The sequence below is a fragment of the Bradyrhizobium sp. 154 genome (genome assembly GCF_023073875.1).
Taxonomy (GTDB): Bacteria; Pseudomonadota; Alphaproteobacteria; order Rhizobiales; family Xanthobacteraceae; genus Bradyrhizobium.
In genome coordinates this window covers 32,748-52,099 of sequence record NZ_JADPKG010000056.1, presented here as the reverse complement: position 1 = coordinate 52,099, position 19,352 = coordinate 32,748, and the positions used below count along the sequence as shown (strand labels likewise).

General features: G+C 64.3%; 17 protein-coding genes and 1 tRNA gene. 8 read left to right on the top strand and 10 right to left on the bottom strand.

Going from position 1 to position 19,352, the window contains the following annotated elements; translation table 11 throughout:
• Positions 1-73: 73 nt before the first annotated feature.
• From IVA92_RS15365 to IVA92_RS15350, 4 genes are all read right to left on the bottom strand, one after another.
• A complete protein-coding gene (locus IVA92_RS15365) occupies positions 74-1,723 on the bottom strand; it encodes an ABC transporter ATP-binding protein (RefSeq protein ID WP_247280085.1) in 1,650 nt (549 codons plus the stop codon).
• A 129-nt stretch (positions 1,724-1,852) separates the two neighbouring features.
• Positions 1,853-2,740 (bottom strand): ABC transporter permease, encoded by an 888-nt coding sequence (locus IVA92_RS15360; RefSeq protein ID WP_247280084.1) that lies wholly within the window; start codon positions 2,738-2,740, stop codon positions 1,853-1,855.
• Between the two features lie 19 nt (positions 2,741-2,759).
• On the bottom strand, positions 2,760-3,701 hold the full coding sequence (locus tag IVA92_RS15355; protein WP_247280083.1) for an ABC transporter permease: 942 nt from the start codon (positions 3,699-3,701) through the stop codon (positions 2,760-2,762).
• Positions 3,702-3,933: 232 nt separating this feature from the next.
• Positions 3,934-5,064, bottom strand: coding sequence for a M20/M25/M40 family metallo-hydrolase (locus tag IVA92_RS15350; protein ID WP_247280082.1), 1,131 nt, complete (start codon positions 5,062-5,064; stop codon positions 3,934-3,936).
• 268 nt (positions 5,065-5,332) lie between these two features.
• Between IVA92_RS15350 and IVA92_RS15345 the strand changes: the two genes are divergently transcribed.
• Positions 5,333-6,943: an ABC transporter substrate-binding protein gene (locus tag IVA92_RS15345; RefSeq protein WP_247280081.1), complete on the top strand. Its 1,611-nt coding sequence runs from the start codon at positions 5,333-5,335 to the stop codon at positions 6,941-6,943.
• A gap of 206 nt (positions 6,944-7,149) precedes the next feature.
• A complete protein-coding gene (locus tag IVA92_RS15340; RefSeq protein WP_247280080.1) occupies positions 7,150-8,790 on the top strand; it encodes a glycosyltransferase family 39 protein in 1,641 nt (546 codons plus the stop codon).
• On the opposite strand, the gene IVA92_RS15335 is transcribed toward IVA92_RS15340, so the two are convergent.
• Both IVA92_RS15335 and IVA92_RS15330 read right to left on the bottom strand, forming a co-directional pair.
• Positions 8,781-8,918 (bottom strand): hypothetical protein, encoded by a 138-nt coding sequence (locus tag IVA92_RS15335; protein ID WP_247280079.1) that lies wholly within the window; start codon positions 8,916-8,918, stop codon positions 8,781-8,783. The two genes, IVA92_RS15340 and IVA92_RS15335, sit on opposite strands and share 10 nt — an antisense overlap.
• A 54-nt stretch (positions 8,919-8,972) precedes the next feature.
• Positions 8,973-10,223, bottom strand: coding sequence for a multidrug effflux MFS transporter (locus IVA92_RS15330; protein WP_247280078.1), 1,251 nt, complete (start codon positions 10,221-10,223; stop codon positions 8,973-8,975).
• A gap of 370 nt (positions 10,224-10,593) precedes the next feature.
• Here IVA92_RS15330 and IVA92_RS15325 point away from each other — a divergent pair, with 370 nt between their 5' ends.
• Entirely contained in the window at positions 10,594-11,883 is a 1,290-nt protein-coding gene (locus IVA92_RS15325) for a hypothetical protein (RefSeq protein ID WP_247280077.1), read from the top strand.
• A gap of 114 nt (positions 11,884-11,997) precedes the next feature.
• Here IVA92_RS15325 and IVA92_RS15320 read toward each other — a convergent pair.
• Positions 11,998-12,086 (bottom strand) — tRNA-Leu (locus tag IVA92_RS15320).
• Positions 12,087-12,259: 173 nt separating this feature from the next.
• Here IVA92_RS15320 and IVA92_RS15315 point away from each other — a divergent pair.
• Complete coding sequence (locus tag IVA92_RS15315) at positions 12,260-12,682, top strand: twin-arginine translocation pathway signal (RefSeq protein ID WP_247280076.1); 423 nt, start codon at positions 12,260-12,262, stop codon at positions 12,680-12,682.
• 25 nt (positions 12,683-12,707) lie between these two features.
• Here the strand turns inward: IVA92_RS15315 and IVA92_RS15310 are convergent, their stop codons facing one another.
• On the bottom strand, positions 12,708-13,910 hold the full coding sequence (locus IVA92_RS15310) for an FAD-dependent monooxygenase (protein WP_247280075.1): 1,203 nt from the start codon (positions 13,908-13,910) through the stop codon (positions 12,708-12,710).
• Between the two features lie 19 nt (positions 13,911-13,929).
• Complete coding sequence (locus IVA92_RS15305; protein ID WP_007602543.1) at positions 13,930-14,175, bottom strand: zinc-finger domain-containing protein; 246 nt, start codon at positions 14,173-14,175, stop codon at positions 13,930-13,932.
• Between the two features lie 305 nt (positions 14,176-14,480).
• On the opposite strand from IVA92_RS15305, the gene IVA92_RS15300 reads away from it, so the two are divergent.
• Together IVA92_RS15300 and IVA92_RS15295 are read left to right on the top strand one after the other, a co-directional pair.
• Positions 14,481-15,617: a hypothetical protein gene (locus tag IVA92_RS15300; RefSeq protein WP_247280074.1), complete on the top strand. Its 1,137-nt coding sequence runs from the start codon at positions 14,481-14,483 to the stop codon at positions 15,615-15,617.
• A 165-nt stretch (positions 15,618-15,782) separates the two neighbouring features.
• Positions 15,783-16,538 (top strand): alpha/beta hydrolase, encoded by a 756-nt coding sequence (locus tag IVA92_RS15295; protein WP_247280110.1) that lies wholly within the window; start codon positions 15,783-15,785, stop codon positions 16,536-16,538.
• On the opposite strand, the gene IVA92_RS15290 is transcribed toward IVA92_RS15295, so the two are convergent.
• Positions 16,524-17,900 carry a hypothetical protein gene (locus IVA92_RS15290; RefSeq protein WP_247280073.1) on the bottom strand — a complete coding sequence of 459 codons (1,377 nt, stop codon included), beginning with the start codon at positions 17,898-17,900 and terminating at the stop codon, positions 16,524-16,526. The two genes, IVA92_RS15295 and IVA92_RS15290, sit on opposite strands and share 15 nt — an antisense overlap.
• Before the next feature lie 276 nt (positions 17,901-18,176).
• Between IVA92_RS15290 and cysE the strand changes: the two genes are divergently transcribed.
• Positions 18,177-19,001, top strand: a complete 825-nt coding sequence (gene cysE, locus IVA92_RS15285) for a serine O-acetyltransferase (protein ID WP_247280072.1) — start codon at positions 18,177-18,179, stop codon at positions 18,999-19,001.
• Positions 19,002-19,127: 126 nt separating this feature from the next.
• A complete protein-coding gene (locus IVA92_RS15280; RefSeq protein ID WP_007602550.1) occupies positions 19,128-19,346 on the top strand; it encodes a DUF3126 family protein in 219 nt (72 codons plus the stop codon).
• Positions 19,347-19,352: the final 6 nt, after the last annotated feature.

The window sequence follows — 19,352 nt, the reverse complement described above, 5'->3', positions numbered from 1 at the left end:
TGCGCTGTAGTCCCGAGTGATGAGCCTCGCCAAACGTCTCCCGTAATGGGTTCTGGCTTTCGCCAGAACGACGTCAGGCGCTCGCCGCCACGCCCTCCGACACCGGCCGGAAGTTCGCAAAGTCCCAGCCTCGCCCCGGAGCCGCATCCAGCAGTGCCTTGGTGTAGGCCTCCTTCGGATGCGTCAGCACTTCGGCGGCGGGGCCCTGTTCGACGACGCGGCCGTGCTGCATCACCACGACCTCGTCGCAGATTTGCGCGGCGACGCGCAAATCATGGGTGATGAACAGGATCGCGATGCCGAGCCGCTTCTGGATCTCGTCGAGCAGCTCCAGCACTTGCGCCTGCACGGAGACGTCGAGCGCGGAGACCGCTTCGTCCGCGACCAGCACATCGGGATCGAGCGCGAGCGCCCGGGCAATGGCGATGCGCTGGCGCTGTCCGCCGGAGAACTGGTGCGGATAGCGCGACACCGCATCGACCGGCAGGCCGACCAACTCGAGCAGATCGCGCGCCCGCTTCATCGCCTCGGTGTGCGAGACGCCGTAGTTGATCGGGCCTTCGGCGATGCTCTCGCCGACGGTGACGCGCGGATTGAGCGAGCGATAGGGATCCTGGAACACGATCTGAATCTTTTGCCGGTGCGGCTGGAGCAGGCGGCGCGAGATATCGGCAATCTCGCGGCCGGCGAGGCGCACGCCGCCGGAGGTCGGATCGATCAAGCGGACGATGCAGCGCGCGACCGTCGACTTGCCGGAACCGCTCTCACCGACGATGCCGAGCGTACGGCCCTTGCGCAGTGTCAGCGTCACCTTGTCGGCGGCGACGACCTCACGGCCTTTGCCGAAGAAGGCGCGCTCCTTATAGACCTTGCTGAGCTCGTTGGCTTCCAGCACCACCGGCTCCTTGGTCTCGTCCCGCGCCGCGCGCGGCACCAAGCTCGGCACTGCGGCGAGCAAATTGCGGGTGTATTCCATGGTGGGATTGCGCAGCACGGTATCGAGCGCGCCGGTCTCGACGAGGCGGCCCTGCCGCATCACCGCGACCCGGTCGGCGATCTCGGCCACCACGCCCATATCGTGAGTGATGAACAGCACGGCGGTGCCGTGATCGCGCTGGAGGTCGCGGATCAGGGTCAAAATCTGCTTCTGCGTGGTGACGTCGAGCGCGGTGGTGGGCTCGTCCGCGATCAGCAGCTTCGGCTCGAGCACGAGCGCCATTGCGATCATGATGCGCTGGCGCTGGCCGCCGGAGAGGCGGTGCGGGTAAGAGGCGAAGATGCGCTCGACCTGGGGCAGGCGGACCTGCTCCATCATGTCGAGGATGCGCTTCTTGCGCGCTTTGGCGTCAAGATCGGTATGGGCGCGCAGCACCTCGTCGATCTGGCGGCCGACCGGCACCACCGGATTGAGCGCGGTCATCGGCTCCTGGAAGATCATCGCCATCTGCGTCGCGCGGAGCTGGCGCAGGCGGCGGTCGGTCGCGGTCAGCAGCTCCTCGCCGACCAGCTTGATGCTGCCGCCGGTCGGCACCAGCGTGCCCTTCGGCAACAGGCCCATCGTGGTGAGGGAGGTCACCGACTTGCCCGAGCCGCTTTCGCCGACGAGGCACAGCGTCTCGCGCTCGCGTACCTGGATCGAGATGCCGTCGATGATCTTCGGCCCACCCGGCTTCTTGCCGATGGAGACGACGAGGTTGTTGATGTCGAGGATGGTGCTGGTCATGCAGGGTCTTTCGTCATTCCGGGGCGCGCGCAGCGCGAACCCGGAATCCACCGGGCGTCAGTCCAAGCGGTGAAATGGATTCCGGGTTCGCGCCAAGAGGCGCGCCCCGGAATGACACTATTACCTGTTTCACTTCCCCTCCCGCTGCTTCATGCGCGGATCGAGGGCGTCGCGGGCGGCATCGCCGATCAAATTGATGCTGAGAATGGCGATCGAGAGCAGCAGGCCCGGCCAGAAGATCAGCGACGGCTTGAGCTGGAAGTACTGGCGGCCCTCGGCCATGATGTTGCCCCAGGTCGGCGTCTCCGGCGAAATGCCGGCGCCCAGGAAGGAGAGGATGGCCTCGGTCAGGATCGCGGAGGCGCAAACATAGGTGCCCTGGACGATCAGCGGTGCAATCGTGTTCGGCATCAGATGCCGCCACATGATCTTCGGCAGGCTGGAGCCGACCGAAATCGCTGCCTCGACGTAGGGCTCCTCGCGCGCCGACAGCACCACCGAGCGCACCAGGCGCGCCACGCGCGGGATTTCCGGAATGGTGATCGCGATCAGCACGGTCCAGAGGCTGGCGCCAGAGAGTGACACCACGGCGATCGCGAGCAGGATGCTCGGCATCGCCATCAGGCCGTCCATGATCCGCATCATCACGGCATCGACCAGCTTGAAGAAGCCGGACACGAGACCGATTGCAAGCCCAATGGCGACCGAGAGAATCGCCGAACCGATGCCGATCAGGAGTGAGATGCGGCCGCCATAGATGACACGCGACAGCAGGTCGCGGCCGTAGGCGTCGGTGCCGAGCAGGAACTGCGCCGACGACGGCTTCAGCCGCTGCGACGGCGCAAGCTGGATCGGATCATGCGGCGCGATCAGCGGCGCGAGAATCGAGATCACCACGACCAGCCCGAGCAAGACCGTGGCCGTCGCGATGATTGGCGTCGAGGTGAGAAATCCGAAGCGCGGCCGCAGCGGCGACGTGATCGGAATGGATGACTGGGGAAGGCTATCGACCGACATTATTGTTGTTACCCTTGCCTCAGTACCGAATCCGGGGATCGAGCAGCGTATAGGCGACGTCGATCAGGAGATTGACGACGACATAGATCAGCGACGTCAGCAGGATCATCGCCTGGATCACCGGATAGTCGCGCGCCAGCACCGCATCCACGGTGAGGCGGCCGATGCCGGGAATGTTGAACACGCTCTCGGTGACGACGACGCCGGAGATCAGCAGCGCAAAGCCGGTGCCGATCACGGTGATCACGGGCACGGCCGCGTTGCGCAGCGCATGCCGCATCATCACCGCGACCTCGTTGATGCCCTTGGCGCGCGCCGTGCGGACATAATCTTCGCCGAGCACGTCGAGCATCGCCGCACGCGTCATGCGCGCGATCAGCGCGATGTAGATGAAGGAGAGCGCGCAGGTCGGCAAGATGATGCGTTCGAAGAAGGGCCCAAAACCACTCGAGATGCTCTTGAAGCCCTGCACCGGGACCCAGCGCAGATTGATCGCGAAGATTTCGATCAGGACATAGCCGACGACGAACACCGGGACGGAGAAGCCCAGCACGGACAGGCCCATCACGAAACGGTCGATCCAGGTGCCATGCTTCCACGCCGCGATTACGCCCAGGGGCACGGCGACGACGACGGCGAGGATGATGGTCGACAGCGCGATCGAGATCGACGGCTCGACACGCTGGCCGATCATCTTCATCACCGGCAGGTTGGAAATCAGCGACGTCCCGAGATCGCCGTGCAGCAGCTTGTTCACCCAGGTGACGAACTGCACGATCAGGGGCTCGTTGAGGCCGAGCGAGGCGCGGATGCGCTCCAGCCGTTCCGGCGTCGCGTTGTCGCCGGCAAGAATCGCGGCGGGATCGCCGGGGGTGAGGCGGAGCAGCAGGAAGACGAACAGCGCGACGACGCCCATTACGGGCACGGCGGCGAAGATTCGGCGAACGAGATATCCGAGCAAGTTGGATCCGTCAGATTAGAGTCAAATCGGGCAGGGCCTTCGGCAAGCCTGCCATTAGCCTAACATTTCAGCAATTCCCGTGCCATCCGGGCCACAGCTTTTACAGGGCGGCCTGTCGTGGCGTGCTCTCTTTGCCCGTCGTCATTCCGGGGCGCGTCGAAGACGCGAACCCGGAATCTCGAGATTCCGGGCTCGGTCCTTCGGACCGCCCCGGAATGACGGACTCAGACAGTCACTCCAGCGTTGCCAGCAGCCCCGCCATCAGCCGGCCGCGTTCGACCAGGCTTTCGACCTCGATATACTCTTCGAGCGTGTGGCCGTTACCGCCGCGCACGCCCAGGCCGTCGAGCGTCGGGATTCCCATTGCGCCGGTGAAATTGCCGTCGGAGCCGCCGCCGGCACTCGCATGCGGCAGCTCGGCGCCGAGCGACTTGGCGATGCCGCGGGCTTTTTCATACAGCGCCATGGTGCCGGCGTCCGGTTCCCACACCGGCCGCGTTACGCCACGGGTGACCTTGAAGGTGACATCATTGGTTGTGCCCGACAGCGCCAGCATCCTCTCGACGCCGCGGTCGAGATCGGCCTGGCGCTTGGCCATCGAGAGCGCTTCGCCTGTGGCCGTCGTGGCAACGCAATTGACCCATTGGCCGCCATGCACGACGCCGACCGAGAAGGTGCAGTCGTCCGTGGTCATCGCGTCGATCGCGAGGATCTGCCGGGCCATCTCACGGATCGCCGAGCGTCCCGCCGACAGCGTCGCGCCGGCGTGGCTCGGGCGGCCCGTCGCCTCGAGATTGAAACGCGCGATGGCGTATCGTCCGGTGGTGACGCCATTGTCGGCGCGGCCAGGCTCGGGCACCAGCACGTATTTGTTGCGCGCGGCCTCCGCCTCGATGATGTCGCGGGTGGCGGGCGTGCCGACTTCCTCATCCGGCGTGAACAGCACGGTGATCGGCAGCGGCGTAGTGAAGGCGGCGCGCGCCAGCTGCCGGATCGCCTCCAGCGAGAGATAATTGCCGCCCTTCATGTCGTAGATGCCGGGGCCGTAGCACTTGTTGCCCTCGCGCCGCCATTTCAGCTTCTCGATGGTGCCGACCGGGTGCACGGTATCCATGTGCCCGGCGATCAGGATGCCCGGCCCGCCCTGCTTTGGATGGGGGAAGCGCGCGCGGATCACGCCGCCAAAACCCTGGCGGCCGGCGATGCGCTCGATCGTCGCACCCATGATCGCCATATCCCGCGCTGCGATATCGAGCATGCGGTTCACGGCGCCTGCGTCCCAGGTCGGACTCTCGCATTCCACCCAGCCGCGCAGGCCCTGGAGCATCGCCTCGGAATCGAAGGGAAGATTGGCTGGGTTCATCTCAATGTCTCTCAAGCTTCAAAGCTGGAACGCGCATTGCATTGGCGCAGGGGAGGACGGGCCGAGAGCGTTGTAAAGCCAAACCGATCTTTTTGGAGCCCTTGCACACGCCGCGACGGCTTGCACCGAAACCGGATTGACGCGCTCGGCACTGTCTGCAAGTCTCGAAAGATAAAGGCATTGCATGAGGTTAGTTCGCCCAAAGAACGAACCGGATGCTCAATCAATAATCTGCCTTTGAACAGTTTCACGTCAGGAGAAACTTTCCATGTTCAACTTCATGCGCCGGGGGCCTCGCGCGTTCGCCTCCAAACTTGCGCTGTCGGTGGTCGCGCTTTCGGTCGGCTTGGCCTCGCCCGTGCTTGCCGCCGGCAAGACTCTTACGGCGGTGATGCATTCGGATCTGCGCATCATCGATCCGATCTTCACCACCGCGTACATCACGCGGGACCATGGCTACATGGTCTACGACACGCTGGTCGCCACCGATTCAAACTTCAAGATCCAGCCGCAGATGGCGGATTGGAAGATTTCCGATGACAAGCTCACTTACACCTTTACGCTGCGCGACGGCCTGAAGTGGCATGACGGCGCGCCTGTGACGGCGGAAGACTGCGTCGCCTCGCTGAAGCGTTGGGCCGCGGTCGACGGCATGGGCCAGAAGCTCATGGATTTCACCGCGAGCATCGAGGCGACCGACGCCAAGACCATCACGTTGAAGCTGAAGGAGCCGTACGGCCTCGTGCTGGACTCCATCGGAAAACCCTCTTCGCGCGTCGCCTTCATGATGCCGAAGCGCCTCGCCGAGACACCGCCGGACAAGCAGATCCCGGAGCAGATCGGCTCGGGTCCCTTCAAGTTCGTGCAGTCGGAATTCCAGCCGGGCGTGAAGGCGGTCTACGTCAAGAACACCGATTACGTGCCGCGCAAGGAGCCGGCGAGTTGGACCTCGGGCGGCAAGGTGGTGAAGGTCGACCGCGTCGAATGGATCACCATGCCGGACTCGCAGACTGCGGTGAACGCGCTGCAATCGGGCGACATCGATTTCATGGAGAATCTGCCCTACGACATGCTGCCGATACTGGAGGCGAACAAGGAGCTCACGATCGAGGTCTCGAACAAGTTCGGTTTTCAGACGCTCGGCCGCATGAACTTCCTGCATCCGCCGTTCGACAACGTCAAAATACGCCGCGCAGCCTTCCTGGCGATAAACCAGAAGGACGTGCTCGACGCGCTGGTCGGAAACCCGAAATATCAAAAGATCTGTGGTGCCTTCTTCGTGTGCGATACGCCGCTCGCAACCGAGGTGGGCGCCGAGACCCTGGTGAAGGGCAACGGCATGGCGGAGGCCAAGAAGGCGCTCGCCGAGTCCGGCTATGACGGCACCCCGGTCGTGATCATGGCCCCAGGCGATGTCACGACGCTCAAGGCGCAGCCTATCGTTGCGGCCCAGCTACTGCGCGAGGCCGGCTTCAAGGTCGATCTGCAAGCGACCGATTGGCAGACGGTGGTAAGCCGCCGCGCCAGCCAGAAGCCCCCGAAGGAGGGTGGCTGGAACATGTTCTTCACCAACTGGGTCGCGGCCGACGTCTCCAACCCGATTGCCAATCTCTCGATCGGCGGCCAGGGCAAGAAGGGCGGCTGGTTCGGCTGGGCGGAAGACGCCAAGATCGAGCAGCTCAAGGATGCCTTCGTCCGCGCGTCCTCGATCGACGAGCAGAAGAAGATCGCCGCGGACATCCAGAAGGAAGCCTATGAACAGGTGATCTACATCCCGCTGGGGCAGTATCTCCTGCCGAGCGGCTGGCGCAAATCGCTGACCGGCGTGCTCGACGGCCCGGCGACGCCGCTGTTCTGGAACGTCGACAAGTCGGAGTGAGCGGAAGACGTATCCTCGCGCCATTGGCTCGATGATCCTGCGGCGCCGCTGTCATGAGCGGCGCCGTTGTCGTTTGTCAGCCTCGCGTCAGTTTGAAACCGGTGGAGCTCTTAACCCTTCTGACTTCCAATCATTGCTATTTGTTTCAATCCTGAAATAGATGTCCTTGTCCTCACGCATCACTTTTCCTCTCGAATTTAGTTCCTGTGCCGATCGATTTTGCATTCCAGGCGAGGGCCGAACGGTCCGATCGCGCGCCGGCGCGTTGGCGGCGACCGTTCCTGCGTTGGCTGGATGGCGTCGAGGCGGGTTGGGCCGTGCCGCTTCTCATCGCCTGCTTCGTTGCGATCTGGACGCTCTATCTGGCGATCGCCTATGCCGGAGGCGGTCTGCACCCTGATACGCTCGAGGCCTGCACGCTGGGGCGGCATTTCGCCTGGGGCTATCACAAGCATCCGCCCTTGATGGGCTGGATTGCCGCTGGCTGGACTTCCGTGTTCCCGCTCAGCGACTGGTCGCTGCAATTGATGGCAATGGCCAATGCCGGGCTTGCACTGTACTTCGTCGACCGGATCGCACGGCAATTCGTGACCGGACACAAGCGCGTCCTGGTGCTGCTGCTCCTGATGCTGACGCCGGCCTATCAGTTCCATGCTCAGCGCTTCAATGCCAATGCCGTGCTGCTCGCGGTCTGGCCGCTGGCGACCTGGTGCTTCCTGCGTGCGTTCGAGACGCGCGCAGTATCGTGGGCGGTCGCGCTAGGATGCACGACAGCGCTGGCAATGGTCGGCAAGTATTATTCGATCTTTCTCGTCGCGAGCTTCGCGTTTGCCGCGCTGGCGCACCCGGCGCGGCGCGCCTATTTTACCTCCGCTTCGCCCTGGATATCGGTGGTCGTCGGCCTGGCGGCGCTATCACCACACGTTTATTGGCTGGCGACGACGGGGGCGCCGACTTTCAGCTATGCGTTGGCGCACGCTAACGGCAATGTCCTAAGCTCGCTCGGCGAAGCCAGGAACTTCCTGCTCGGGCTGGCGGCGGCGATGATCGTGTCGGCTGTGACGTGGGTATTCATCGCCGGCACGCGATTGAAGCAGTTTCCGGCCGACTTCGCCGCAATGGGTCCGGGACTGCGACTTCTGTTCCACGTTGCCATAGGCACGATCGCGCTGCCGATAATGACATCCCTCATGATGGGCACCGATCTGCCCTCGCTGTGGGCCTTGCAGGGGCTGTTCCTGTTCGCCGTTCTCGTGGTCTGCGGCGCGCGCTATCCGATCGAGCGCTTCTACACCGTCAATCTCACCGTGATCGTGGCTGGCGTCGCGCTCGCCGCCGTCCTGGTCGCCGCGCCGATCCATGCCGTCTATCGTAACGATCACGGCTACGAAGAAGGCAGGAATTTCTACGCGCAGCTGGCTAGCGAATTGACGCGCGAGTGGCGCGAGCTGACCGGTACGCCGCTCAGCGCCGTGAGTGGTGATGATTCGCTGGCCTTTGCGACGGCGTTCTACAGCCCCGATCATCCGTATTATGCACGACCGTTCGAGTCTGAATACGGTTCGGGCTTGCAGCGCAAGACGACGCCCGACCGAGGCTGGGCCGCGGCGTGTTTCCGCGGCCAGGACTATTGCGGCCGCTGGATGGAATGGGCGTCCTCGAAAGCCGAACACGTCGTCCGACGCGAGTTCACGGTACAGGCCAATTTGTGGGGCCGGCGCGGTCTGGCGTGGCACGTGGTCGTGCTGATGGTGCCCCCGCGGGGAAGCGGGCCGGCGCACGAGGCCGCTGCGGATGATTTCAGCGCCAGCAGGCGGCGACCGACCAGACTTCGTGATCAGCAGTGACTGTCGCGCAACTGTTCGAGCCCTTCGCTCGCCAAAGGCGTCGTGGACGTGGTCCGCTCAGCGGCCGGCTCTGAACGCTCCTGCTCCTGCTGTTCCGGCTCGCGGTCTTCGCGGTGTTTCAGTCCCATCTCGTCATCCTCTCGAATTGCTGCGGTACAACATCGAGGGGAGCGGGAAGTTCCTCAGATGGCAGGGCGATGATGCGGCTTGAACAGCCGCCCCTTCTCCACCACCAGCACGATCGCAAGCGCCGCAAGGGTCGACAGGAAGAAGCCGACCGAGAACGGCAGCAGCGTGCCGTCGAAGCTCTGTCCGATCGCCATGCCGACCGCGATTCCGATCAGTGTCGTGATCGAGCCGTAGAGCGAGGACGCGGTGCCGGCGATGTGGCCCTGCGGCTCCATCGCGAGCGCGGTGAAGTTGGCGATCATCATGCCGAACGAGAACATCATCAGGGCGGAGAGCGCCATGAACAAGGATAGCGGCAGCACGCCGAGGCTTTCGGTGAGCAGCATCACGCCCGCGACCGCGGTGTAGAGCATGAGTGCCCCGTGCGAGATCACGCGCATGCCGAGCCGACCGACCAGCCTCGCATTGAGGAAGCCGGCGATGGCGGTGCCAGCCGCAATCGCCGCGAAGGCGAGCGGGAAGTAATGGCCGAGGTGATAGATGCCGGAGAAGACCTGTTGGGCGCAGAAGACGTAGGCAAACAGGGCGCCGATGACGCTGCCGGCCGCCGTGGCGTAGCCAATGGTCTGGCGATTCGTCACGGTCTGGCGGAACGCCGAGAGCACGTCGGCGGGCGCCAGCGATCTGCGCTCGGACTCGGGAAGGGTTTCAGGCAGCCGCAGCACGCACCATGCGAGCGCGAGCAGGCCGTAGAGCATCAGCACGACGAAAATGCCGCGCCAGGCCGTCACCAGCAGCACCGCCTGTCCGAACGAGGGGGCGACCACGGGCACCGCGATGAATACCATCATCGCGAGCGACATCACGCTCGCCATGCGGCGGCCGACGTAGCAGTCGCGCACGATCGAGGTCGCGATCACGCGCGTCGCCGAGGTGCCGAGCCCTTGCAGCGCGCGCGCCAGCAGCAACGTCTCGAACGAGGGTGCTGCCACTGCCAGCACGCTCGCCACCGCATAGACCGCCATGCCGCCGAGCAGCACGGGGCGGCGGCCGAAACGGTCCGACAACGGGCCCATGACGAACTGGCCCGCGCCGAAGCCGACCAGGAAGGTCGACAGCACCAGTTGAAGATGGTTGGCGATAGGAATCTGGAAGGCGGCGCCGATGTTGGGCAGCGCCGGCAGCATCATGTCCATCGCAAGCGGATTCAGCGCCATGATGGACGCGATCACGATGACGAATTCGGGAAAACCCATGGGACGGTGCCCGGAGGACACCCAATCATCGGCATTGACGTCGGACAAGAAGCTCACCTCTGAAATTGAGAGCTTTATTTAGTCCGATGTTGCGTTGCACAACCCCCGTTTCGGGATAGCTGTCAGGCGCAGCCGGAGCGGACAAGAATTGGTGAGAGACCAGTGTTCCCTGCCGCTGGATCCCGCGGATCGCGCAATCTCACGCCGGCCGGAAAACCAGTGATTCACCATCCCGTCCTAAAGATTGGCGTCCGGCGTGGCCTGTCCCTCTGGCAGGATAAAACCGAAACGCATCCTGCCCAGAGTGCGGCTGAGATGATGACGCGCCGCAGCGGCGCCGAGAGAAACAAGCCAAACAAGGTATCCGCCGATGTCCGAGATGTCAGGTGCAGCACGATGGTTGGAGCCCACGGCCAACATGGCCACGAGGCGCAACGTCTGGCTTGCCGGCCTGATCGCGCTGACGACGCTGCTGGTGCTCGGCAATCTCGCTAACGACGCCAGGCTCGATTTGAAATATGGCTATGGTTGGGACATTCGCGTGAATTGCGCTGCGGTCGACGCGTATGTCGGCGGACTCGATCCTTATTTCGTCAAGAACCTGAAGGGCACCAAGCTCTCCTACCCCTATCTGCCGGTGACGCTGGACGTCTTTCGCCCCCTGTGCGCGGGCGGCTTTCTGCTCGATCACTACAGAGGAATCTTTCTCGTCCTCGCCGTGCTCTGCGGCCTCCTCTTACCCAGGCTCGGCCGAAGGGGCCCGAGCGCGCGCGATGCTGCGCTCAAGGTGCTGTGCGCGCTCGGCGCGTTCGTCGGTTTCGAATGGGTGCAGGCCTCGGGCAACTTCGCGATCCTGAGCGGACTGCTGACCGCGATCGCGCTGAGGCTCCTGCTTCCTCCGCCATCCTCCGGAGCGTTGGAGGGCCGCAACTCTTTGCTCCGCGTCGCGGGCGCTGCGTTGCTCGGTTTCGTGATGTCGTTCAAGTTGGTGTTCTTTCCCGTTCTGGCCGCGCTTTACTTCCTGCCTCTGCCGTGCGGCCGCAAGCTGGCGCTGATCGCGGTGGCGACATTCAGCTTCGCATTGCCGATCCTGATATCGGGGCTGGAATATCCCGATCTGTTCGCAAGCTGGCGGCTTGCGATGGCCCGAGAAATCCCCGACCAACACGTCGTCGATCTCTTCGAGATCAATCCGTCGCTGCTGCTGCTAGCGCGAAACCTCATGGATCATGCCGGCCTCGGTGAAAGCAAGCCGGTCATATTCGCGACATATGCGTGCGCCGCGTTAGCGCTCGTGCTCGTGCCGTTCGCTTTGTCCATCTTCCGCGTGGCCGTAAGCCAACCTGCGCGGGAAGGGGCATCGGTTCTGAAGCGGCTGGATCGCTGGTTGATGGATCATCCCCGCGCGGCCATGCGCGTCACGATGCTCGCCATGTTTGCGCTCTATCTCAGCTCGCCGCGTCTCAAGGAATATGCCTTCTTCGAGCTTGCGCTCTATGCTGCCATCCTCATCGTCGATCTTCCGGCCCTGGCGCTTGCCGCATGTCTCTCGATCGGACTCCTCGTTCCGGCGCTGATGTCGCTTTTGGGAGCGATGATCGAGGGCACTTTCGCCCTTCTCGTCGTTTCCCTGTCATGCTTCTGGATCCTGCTGCTCGATTTTCGCGCCGAGCCGAAGCGCCTTGAGACGGAAGGCGCGCAACCATGAGCAACGTCGCCGCGTCCGCAGTGCGTCAGAACAAGGGCGCTTTGCCGCCGCGCTCCAGCCGGTTCGGTTGCCTGCTTTGCGGATCTGCACGCAGGCGAGCGTCATCAGCACCGATGGTGCGGGCAGCCGGGGTCGAACCGGCACAGCGCTTGCGCGCCGAGGGATTTTAAGTCCCTTGCGTCTACCAATTCCGCCATGCCCGCTTGATCCAACGAGATCAATCACTTAAGGCCACTCCCGGCCGTCTGGAATTGGCGTCTTGCCGGCCGGATGGTCGGTCCTTCCTTAAGCGAGCCGGGCGCACAAGGCAAAGCCTCAATCCGGACATCTGTTGTTGCTTTAGGCATTCTCAATCCACGGGGGCTATTTATCCGACATGGCTGCTTCGTTTTCCTGTCTCCTGCGCGGCTTCGGCGCGCTCCTCGCGCCGCTTGCGGCCGGCGTCGCGCTGTCCGGCTGCGCCGGCATGAGCGAGACGGTCGCGCCGGCCTTCGCCGATCCCGGCAAATACGAGTTGTACGACTGCAAGCAGCTCGAGACCGAGCGCAAGGCGCTCGCCAACCGCACGGCCGATTTGCAGAGGCTGATGGACAAGGCGGAGACCGGCGCTGGCGGCGCGGTCGTGTCCGAGCTTGCCTATCGCAACGACTACATCGCGGTGCGGGGCCAGGCCCAACTTGCCGACGAGGCCTGGCGCCGCAACAGGTGCCGGGACACACCGCCCGAGCCGACACCGCCCGCCACGTCACCGTCATCCGCTGCCAAGCCGGCGTCGAAATCCGGAAAAGCGATCCGCTGAGGCACCGCGCCGGCGGTGCCTCGCTTCAGGGCCGCCAGTTGTAGATCCAGTCCTGCCGCGCCAGCATGCGGTCCGGTCCGAGTGCGCGGATCGCAAGATCGCGCGCGATCGCGAGCGGCCCGCTGAAATGATAGATGCGGCCCTGCTGTCGCGCGGTCCGCTGCACCCGCCGCACGCGCGCTTGGCGCGCGCGGCCATATTGCGTCAGCGCGGCTGTGATGCCGGCGGTGCTCTCGGCCGCCTCGACGCTCAAATGCCGGGCGAGCACGGCGGCATCCTCGATCGCCATGCCGGCGCCCTGCGCTGCGAACGGCAGCATCGCATGCACGGCATCGCCGAGCAGCCCGACGGGACCCTTGCTCCAGGGGCAGCCGTCAGGCACGCCGAACAGCGCCCATTTTCGCCAGGCTTCGACCGCGGCGAGCATCATCCGCGCCGGTGGCGGCCAGCGCGGTGCGGCGAAAGCCTCCATGACCTCGGGAGGATCGCCGGGCGTGCTCCAGCCCGGCCTGTTCCACGTGCCCGGCAGCACCGCGACCACGTTGATCTGGCGTCCGCCCGCGATCGGATAGGCCACGAGATGGGCGTTCGGGCCCATCCAGAGCTGCACCCGGCGCGCGGTGTAGTCCTTCGGCAGTTGCGTCGCATCGAGCGTGCCGCGCCAGGCGATCAGGCCTGAAAAGCGCGGCTGCACGTCGGGAAACAGATGCTGGCGGACCGTCGACCAGATGCCGTCGGCGCCGATCAATGCGCTCGCAAGATCGCTGCGGCGGATCGTGCCGCTGCGATGGACCACCGTCAGCCCCTTGGTGTGAGGCGCGACGTCCTCGAAGGTTGCGCCCAGCTTCAGGTCGATATCAGGATGGTCGGACACCGCGCCGGCGAGCGCCGATTGCAGATCGGCGCGGTGCACCACCCAATAGGGAGCGCCGGCGCGCGCGGAGGCTGCCTCGCCAAGCGGCATGCGCAGCAGCTCGCCGCCGGCCCGCGCGCTCATGATCGAGACCGCCTCCGGGGTCACGGCGCCCAGCTTGAGGCGTTCGGTCAGGCCGAGCTCGACCAGCACGCGGCTGGCATTGGGGGAGAGTTGCAGACCGGCGCCGGCTTCCTCGAGGCGCTCGGCTTTTTCCAGCACGACGATGCGGAAGCCGCAGGCCGCGAGCGTCAGCGCGGCCGTCAGGCCACCGATGCCGGCACCGGCGATGACAATCGTTCGGGAGAGCGCCACCCCTGACCGATGAGAGCGGTCAGGCCACCTTGTCCTTCAGCACGCATTCCGGCGGACGGGCCTCGCCCGCCTTCAGGTCGGCCGCGAAGCGGTACAGCGTCGAGCAATAGGGGCAGATGATCTCGTTGTCGTTGCCGAGATCGAGGAAGACGTGCGGATGATCGAACGGAGGATTGGCGCCCACGCACATGAACTCTTGCGAGCCGATCTCGATGACGGGAACACCGGCATCGTTATGGAAGTGCGGGACGACATGGTCGGACATCGTAGTTCATCCTGGAGTGGCAATGGCGGCAGATACAATCAAACTGACGCGGCATTAGTAAGGCGCCGCGGACCATACTGGCGGGTGTAGATGATTGCTAGTCCAGCGGAACCGAAAGCTCCGCAATTGCCCCATGCTCATTTGCTCATGCAAATTCGACACAATCTTGCGGCTTGAGAGAAGCCCTTCTTTCGTCGGGGACGTTGTGTCGCAATTTCGGCGTACTATGTCTGTGGGCGAGCGCAATTGCGACGACAGACGAAGCGTCAGGCGTCAACGATTTTAGGACCGTCCAGGCTTTCCGCATGAAATGGCTGCGAATCAGCACAGCGTTGACCGGTGTCGCGGCATGCGCGTTCCTGCTCGCGCAGGTTGCGCCGCATGCCCGCGAGGCCGGCGCGCTTCTCGCCGCCCAGGATGATCCCGCGGTGCTCTCCGAGCTCAAGCTCGATGCGCTGCTGCGGCAGAACGATCGCCTTGTTCAGGACAACATCGAGGCTGCGCTCGCCGCAGGCGACGCCGATCTCGCCGACAGTTTCGTCGCGCTCGCGCGTGACCGCAACATCGCGCTGCCGGACGACCTCCTGAACCGCGTCAGCGATGCGGTCAAAGCCGAGAATTCCACCCCCCATTTCGCCAAACGATTTGCCACCGGTCTCGTCACCGGCAATGCCGACGACGTCGCGAGCCTGTCGGGAACGGTGGCCGGCGATCTCTTCGTAATCGGCGACATCAGGGACGTCGTCCGCGAAGGCAAGCACCTCGCCATGGGCGAGGATACCGACCGCCTCGTGCTGGGGCTGGCGGCGGCAGGCCTTGCGGTGACGGCGGCGACCTACGTCACCGTCGGTGGTGCCGCGCCGGTGCGCGCCGGGCTGACGCTGGTGAAGGACGCGCGCAAGGTGGGGCGGCTCGGCGAGGGGCTGGCCGTGTGGGCCGGCCGGTCCGCGCGCGAGATCGTCGACGCGCCGATGCTTCAGAACGCGGTCGCCAAGGGTTCGGTGCTGCGCCCGGGCGAGACCGTGAGTGCGATCAAGGCTGCGTTCCGCGCCGAAAAGGCCGGCGCGCTGGTTCGGCTCGGCAAGGACGTCACGCGCGTCGCCGGAAAGACCGGCACGCGCGGGGCGATGGACACGTTGCGGATCGCCGAAGGCCCGAAAGATGTGGCGCGCGCGGCGCGGCTCGCGGAAGCGCAGGGCGGCAAGACCCGCGCCATCATGAAACTGCTTGGCCGCGGCGCGCTGCTCCTCATTGGCGGTGCGTTCGATCTGACGCTCTGGCTATTCGGCGCGGCACTGACCCTGTTGGGACTGCTGTCCTCGATCAAGGCGACCACCGAGCACCTGACCCAGGCCTGGTGTGATCGCAGGCGCGCGCGGCGGCTCCGCCGGGCGCAGGGGGCCGCCGAGGCCGCTCTGGCGGATGCAGCCCTCAGGGTCTGAAGCGCGATGAGATTGAGGTCATTCGTAGCCGCGATAGAGGCTATTGTTTGAGCATGATCTCCGCGCAAACGCGTTCCGCGTTTGTGGAGCGGAAAAACCCGCTGCACACTTGTCCGGATCGTGCTCTAAGATCGACTTTTCCCCTCAAGACCTGCGGAACTGATGATGCCGAGCTTCCACAACGGCGCCGTTGAAATTGCCTATCTCGACGAAGGTGAGGGCGACCCGATCATTCTCGTGCACGGCTTTGCCTCCAGCAAGAACGTGAACTGGGTCTATCCGACCTGGGTCTCGGAACTGCGCAAGAACGGCCGCCGTGTCATCGCACTCGACAATCGCGGCCACGGCGAGAGTGCGAAGCTCTACGAGTCCCAGCAATACTCGATCCCAATAATGGCCGGCGACGTGCTGGCACTGATGGATCATCTCGCGATCCCGCAGGCCGACATTATGGGCTATTCGATGGGTGGACGGATGGCGGCGTGGCTTGCGCTCCACGAGCCGCAGCGCCTGCGCTCGGCGATCCTCGGCGGCATCGGCATCGGCGGTCTGATCGAGGGCACCGGCCCCGGTGAGAACGTCGCCAAGGCGCTGGAGGCGCCCTCGCTCGACGACGTCACCGATCCCGTTGGGCGCACCTTCCGCGCCTTCGCCGATCAGACCCGCTCGGACCGTCGTGCACTCGCCGCCTGCCTCCGCGGCACGCGTGACCTCATGACGAGGCAGCAGGCTGCACGCATCGAGGTGCCGGTGCTGATCGCGGTCGGCACCGCCGACGACGTCGCAGGCTCTGCCGGCGCACTCGGTGCGATCATCCCGGGCGCGCAAGTGCTCGATATCCCGGGCCGCGATCACATGCGGGCGGTCGGCGATAAGGTCTACAAGACCGGCGTGCTCGATTTCCTCTCACGCCGCGGTTGAGATCTCATCCGCCAGCGCGTCGTCGCCGAATGAGCGAAACAGAGCCGTCAGCACCACGAAGGTCGCAAGCCACGCCATCCGCGCGCCATAGCGGTCGTGCGGGCCCGAGATCACGCCGCAGATGAAGGCATTACCGAGCAGCGCCAGCGACACGGTTGCTGCCAGCAGCGTCAGATCGTCAAGCCGACGCTTGGCAAGCGCATGCACCAGCAGCACGACGAGTGCCGCCATCGAGGCCAGCGCGGCGGGGACGTGCAGCCAGTTGACGCCGTCGAAATTGACGGCCCAGTGCTGCTGTCGCGCCGCGCGCATCGGCGCGACTTGCGAAGGCACGTAACGTTCGATGATGCCGTAGGTGTGCGGGATCCAGCCGTTGGTGCCTTCGCCGGTTGCGACATGGAGCAATTGTTGCCCGATCGCCCGCAGCGCCGCGCCGGCCTGCCAGGCCGGATAGTCCGCGAGTGAATGCACGACGATGTAGCCCATCTCCTCGTTCAGCCCATCGAAGCGGCCGAGGGTGTTGAACATGCTCTTGCCCCACAGAAATTCGTCGGCGCTCGCCGGCAGCTCGTTGCGATAAGGGCAGAGCTTGTAGTGTTCGCGCGGGCAATGGTCGTTGAGATAGCGCGCCACGATGCCGTCCTGCATCATGCGACCGAAGGCGACGCCATAGCCGCCGGGCGTCCAGGTCCATTTGCCCGACAGCGCATAATTCGCCGACGTCAGCATCAGGCCGCCCGCGACGATGCTGAGACTCGCCAGCGCCAGTCCCGCAAACGGAAGGCGAGGCCCAAGGAGCGGCCGCGCCATCCAGCCGGCGGCGCACAGACCGAGCAGCACGCCGAGCGTTGCGCTGTGGGTCGCTGCGGCAAAGGCGGTGAGGACGAACAGCGCGATTTTTTCGGGCACCGAGGTGCGGTGTCGTCCGATGACCAGGAGGAACAGCGACAGCACCGACAGTCCCGCAAAGATGTCGGTAAGCAGCATGCTGGCCAGCCAGGGCAGGGCGGTCGACAGGATCAGGAGCAGACTGATCGGGACGAAGCGGAAGGTCTGCATCAGGCCGAGCACGCGCAAGCTGAGCTGCAACAGCCACAGCGTCGCCAGCGACTGGACCGCGAGGTTGATCCAAAAATCAAAACCCTCGCCATAGTGCAGATAGAGGCCGAACACGGTGGAGCGGCTGGGGACGAGATAGCCCTCGTACCAGCGGGCCAGATAGCCGCCGGTATCCCATTGCAACAAGGGATAGCCGTTCCAGAACGCCGGCGCGATCATCAGGAGGGGCAGGGCCATTGCGGCCAGCCGCAGCCAGAACGTGTCAGCGGCGCGCGCGCGCAATTGGTCGGTGGTGATGCTCAAATCTGCTCCGTCCTCGCTCGGACCATGCCCGCAATAACGGTTGGGGGAGAATTCACCAATAGTTTGACGCGGCCCGGCTTGAATTTGGCAAAACTCTGGCCACCTTGAGCCGACCTTGCCGCTTGGGGGCGTCAGAAGAAAGTCTTGTATATCAGTACTTTGGCTTGGTGTGTCGAGGCAAGGCACTGTTCACTCTCAGGCAAGCCGGTCAGGACTTTGTCGCCTAGACTGTGCTATAGAACCAACAAAACGAGCCCATTCGAAAGAGCAGATCCCATGTCAGTGCATCAGGTCAATCCGGGAGGAAAGCTCGCATCGCTCGATCCGATCTGGGACCGGATCCGGAGCGAGGCGGAAGACATCGTCCATCGCGAGCCCGAGCTTGCGACCTTCATCTATTCGACGGTGCTGCATCACAGTCGCCTGGAAGATTCCGTGATTCACCGTCTCGCCGACCGGCTCGATCACTCCGCGCTGTCGGGCGATCTTGTGCGCCAGACCTATGACGAGGCGCTGCGCGACGATCCCGATCTCGGCAACGCCTTCCGCGCCGATCTCGTTGCCGTCTACGACCGCGATCCCGCGACTTCGCGCTTCATCGATCCCTTGCTCTACTTCAAGGGCTTTCATGCGATCCAGACCCATCGCCTGGCGCATTGGCTCTATCTAAAGGGCCGCAAGGATTTCGCATACTACCTCCAGAGCCGCGCCTCGGCGGTGTTCCAGACCGATATCAATCCCGCAGCGCGCATCGGCCGCGGCATCTTCCTCGACCACGCCACCGGTTTCGTCTGCGGTGAGACGGCTGTCATCGAGGACGACGTCTCGATCCTGCACGGTGTCACGCTCGGCGGCACCGGCAAGGAGAACGAGGACCGTCATCCGAAGATCCGCCATGGCGTGCTGATCGGCGCCGGCGCAAAGATCCTCGGCAACATCGAGATCGGCCATTGCGCACGCATCGCCGCCGGCTCGGTCGTGGTCAAGCCGGTACCGCACAACGTCACGGTTGCGGGCGTCCCCGCCAAGATCGTCGGTGAAGCCGGCTGCGCCGAGCCGTCGCGCACCATGGATCAGATGATCAACGCCATGGGACTTTGATCTTCGTTTGATCGGAACAGGATTTTCCGACCCTTTCCCTCCCAAATTTCGTTGGCAATTCATGCTGGCGGTTCGTCGCGTCTCGTCGTAAACCCCGCCACGTTAGATTTCGATTGGAGACTTGCCGTGGACGTCAAGGAAGTGAGAAAGCTCGATGCGTATCTGAAGCGCGTATTCGGCAATCCCAAGATTCGCGTCGTGCCGCGGCCGAAGAAGGACGATTCCGCCGAGGTCTATATCGGCGAGGAGTTCATCGGCGTGCTCTTCGTCGACGATGAGGACGACGATCGCTCGTTCCAGTTCCAGATGGCGATCCTCGAGGACGATCTCGTCGATCAGGAATAGTGGTGA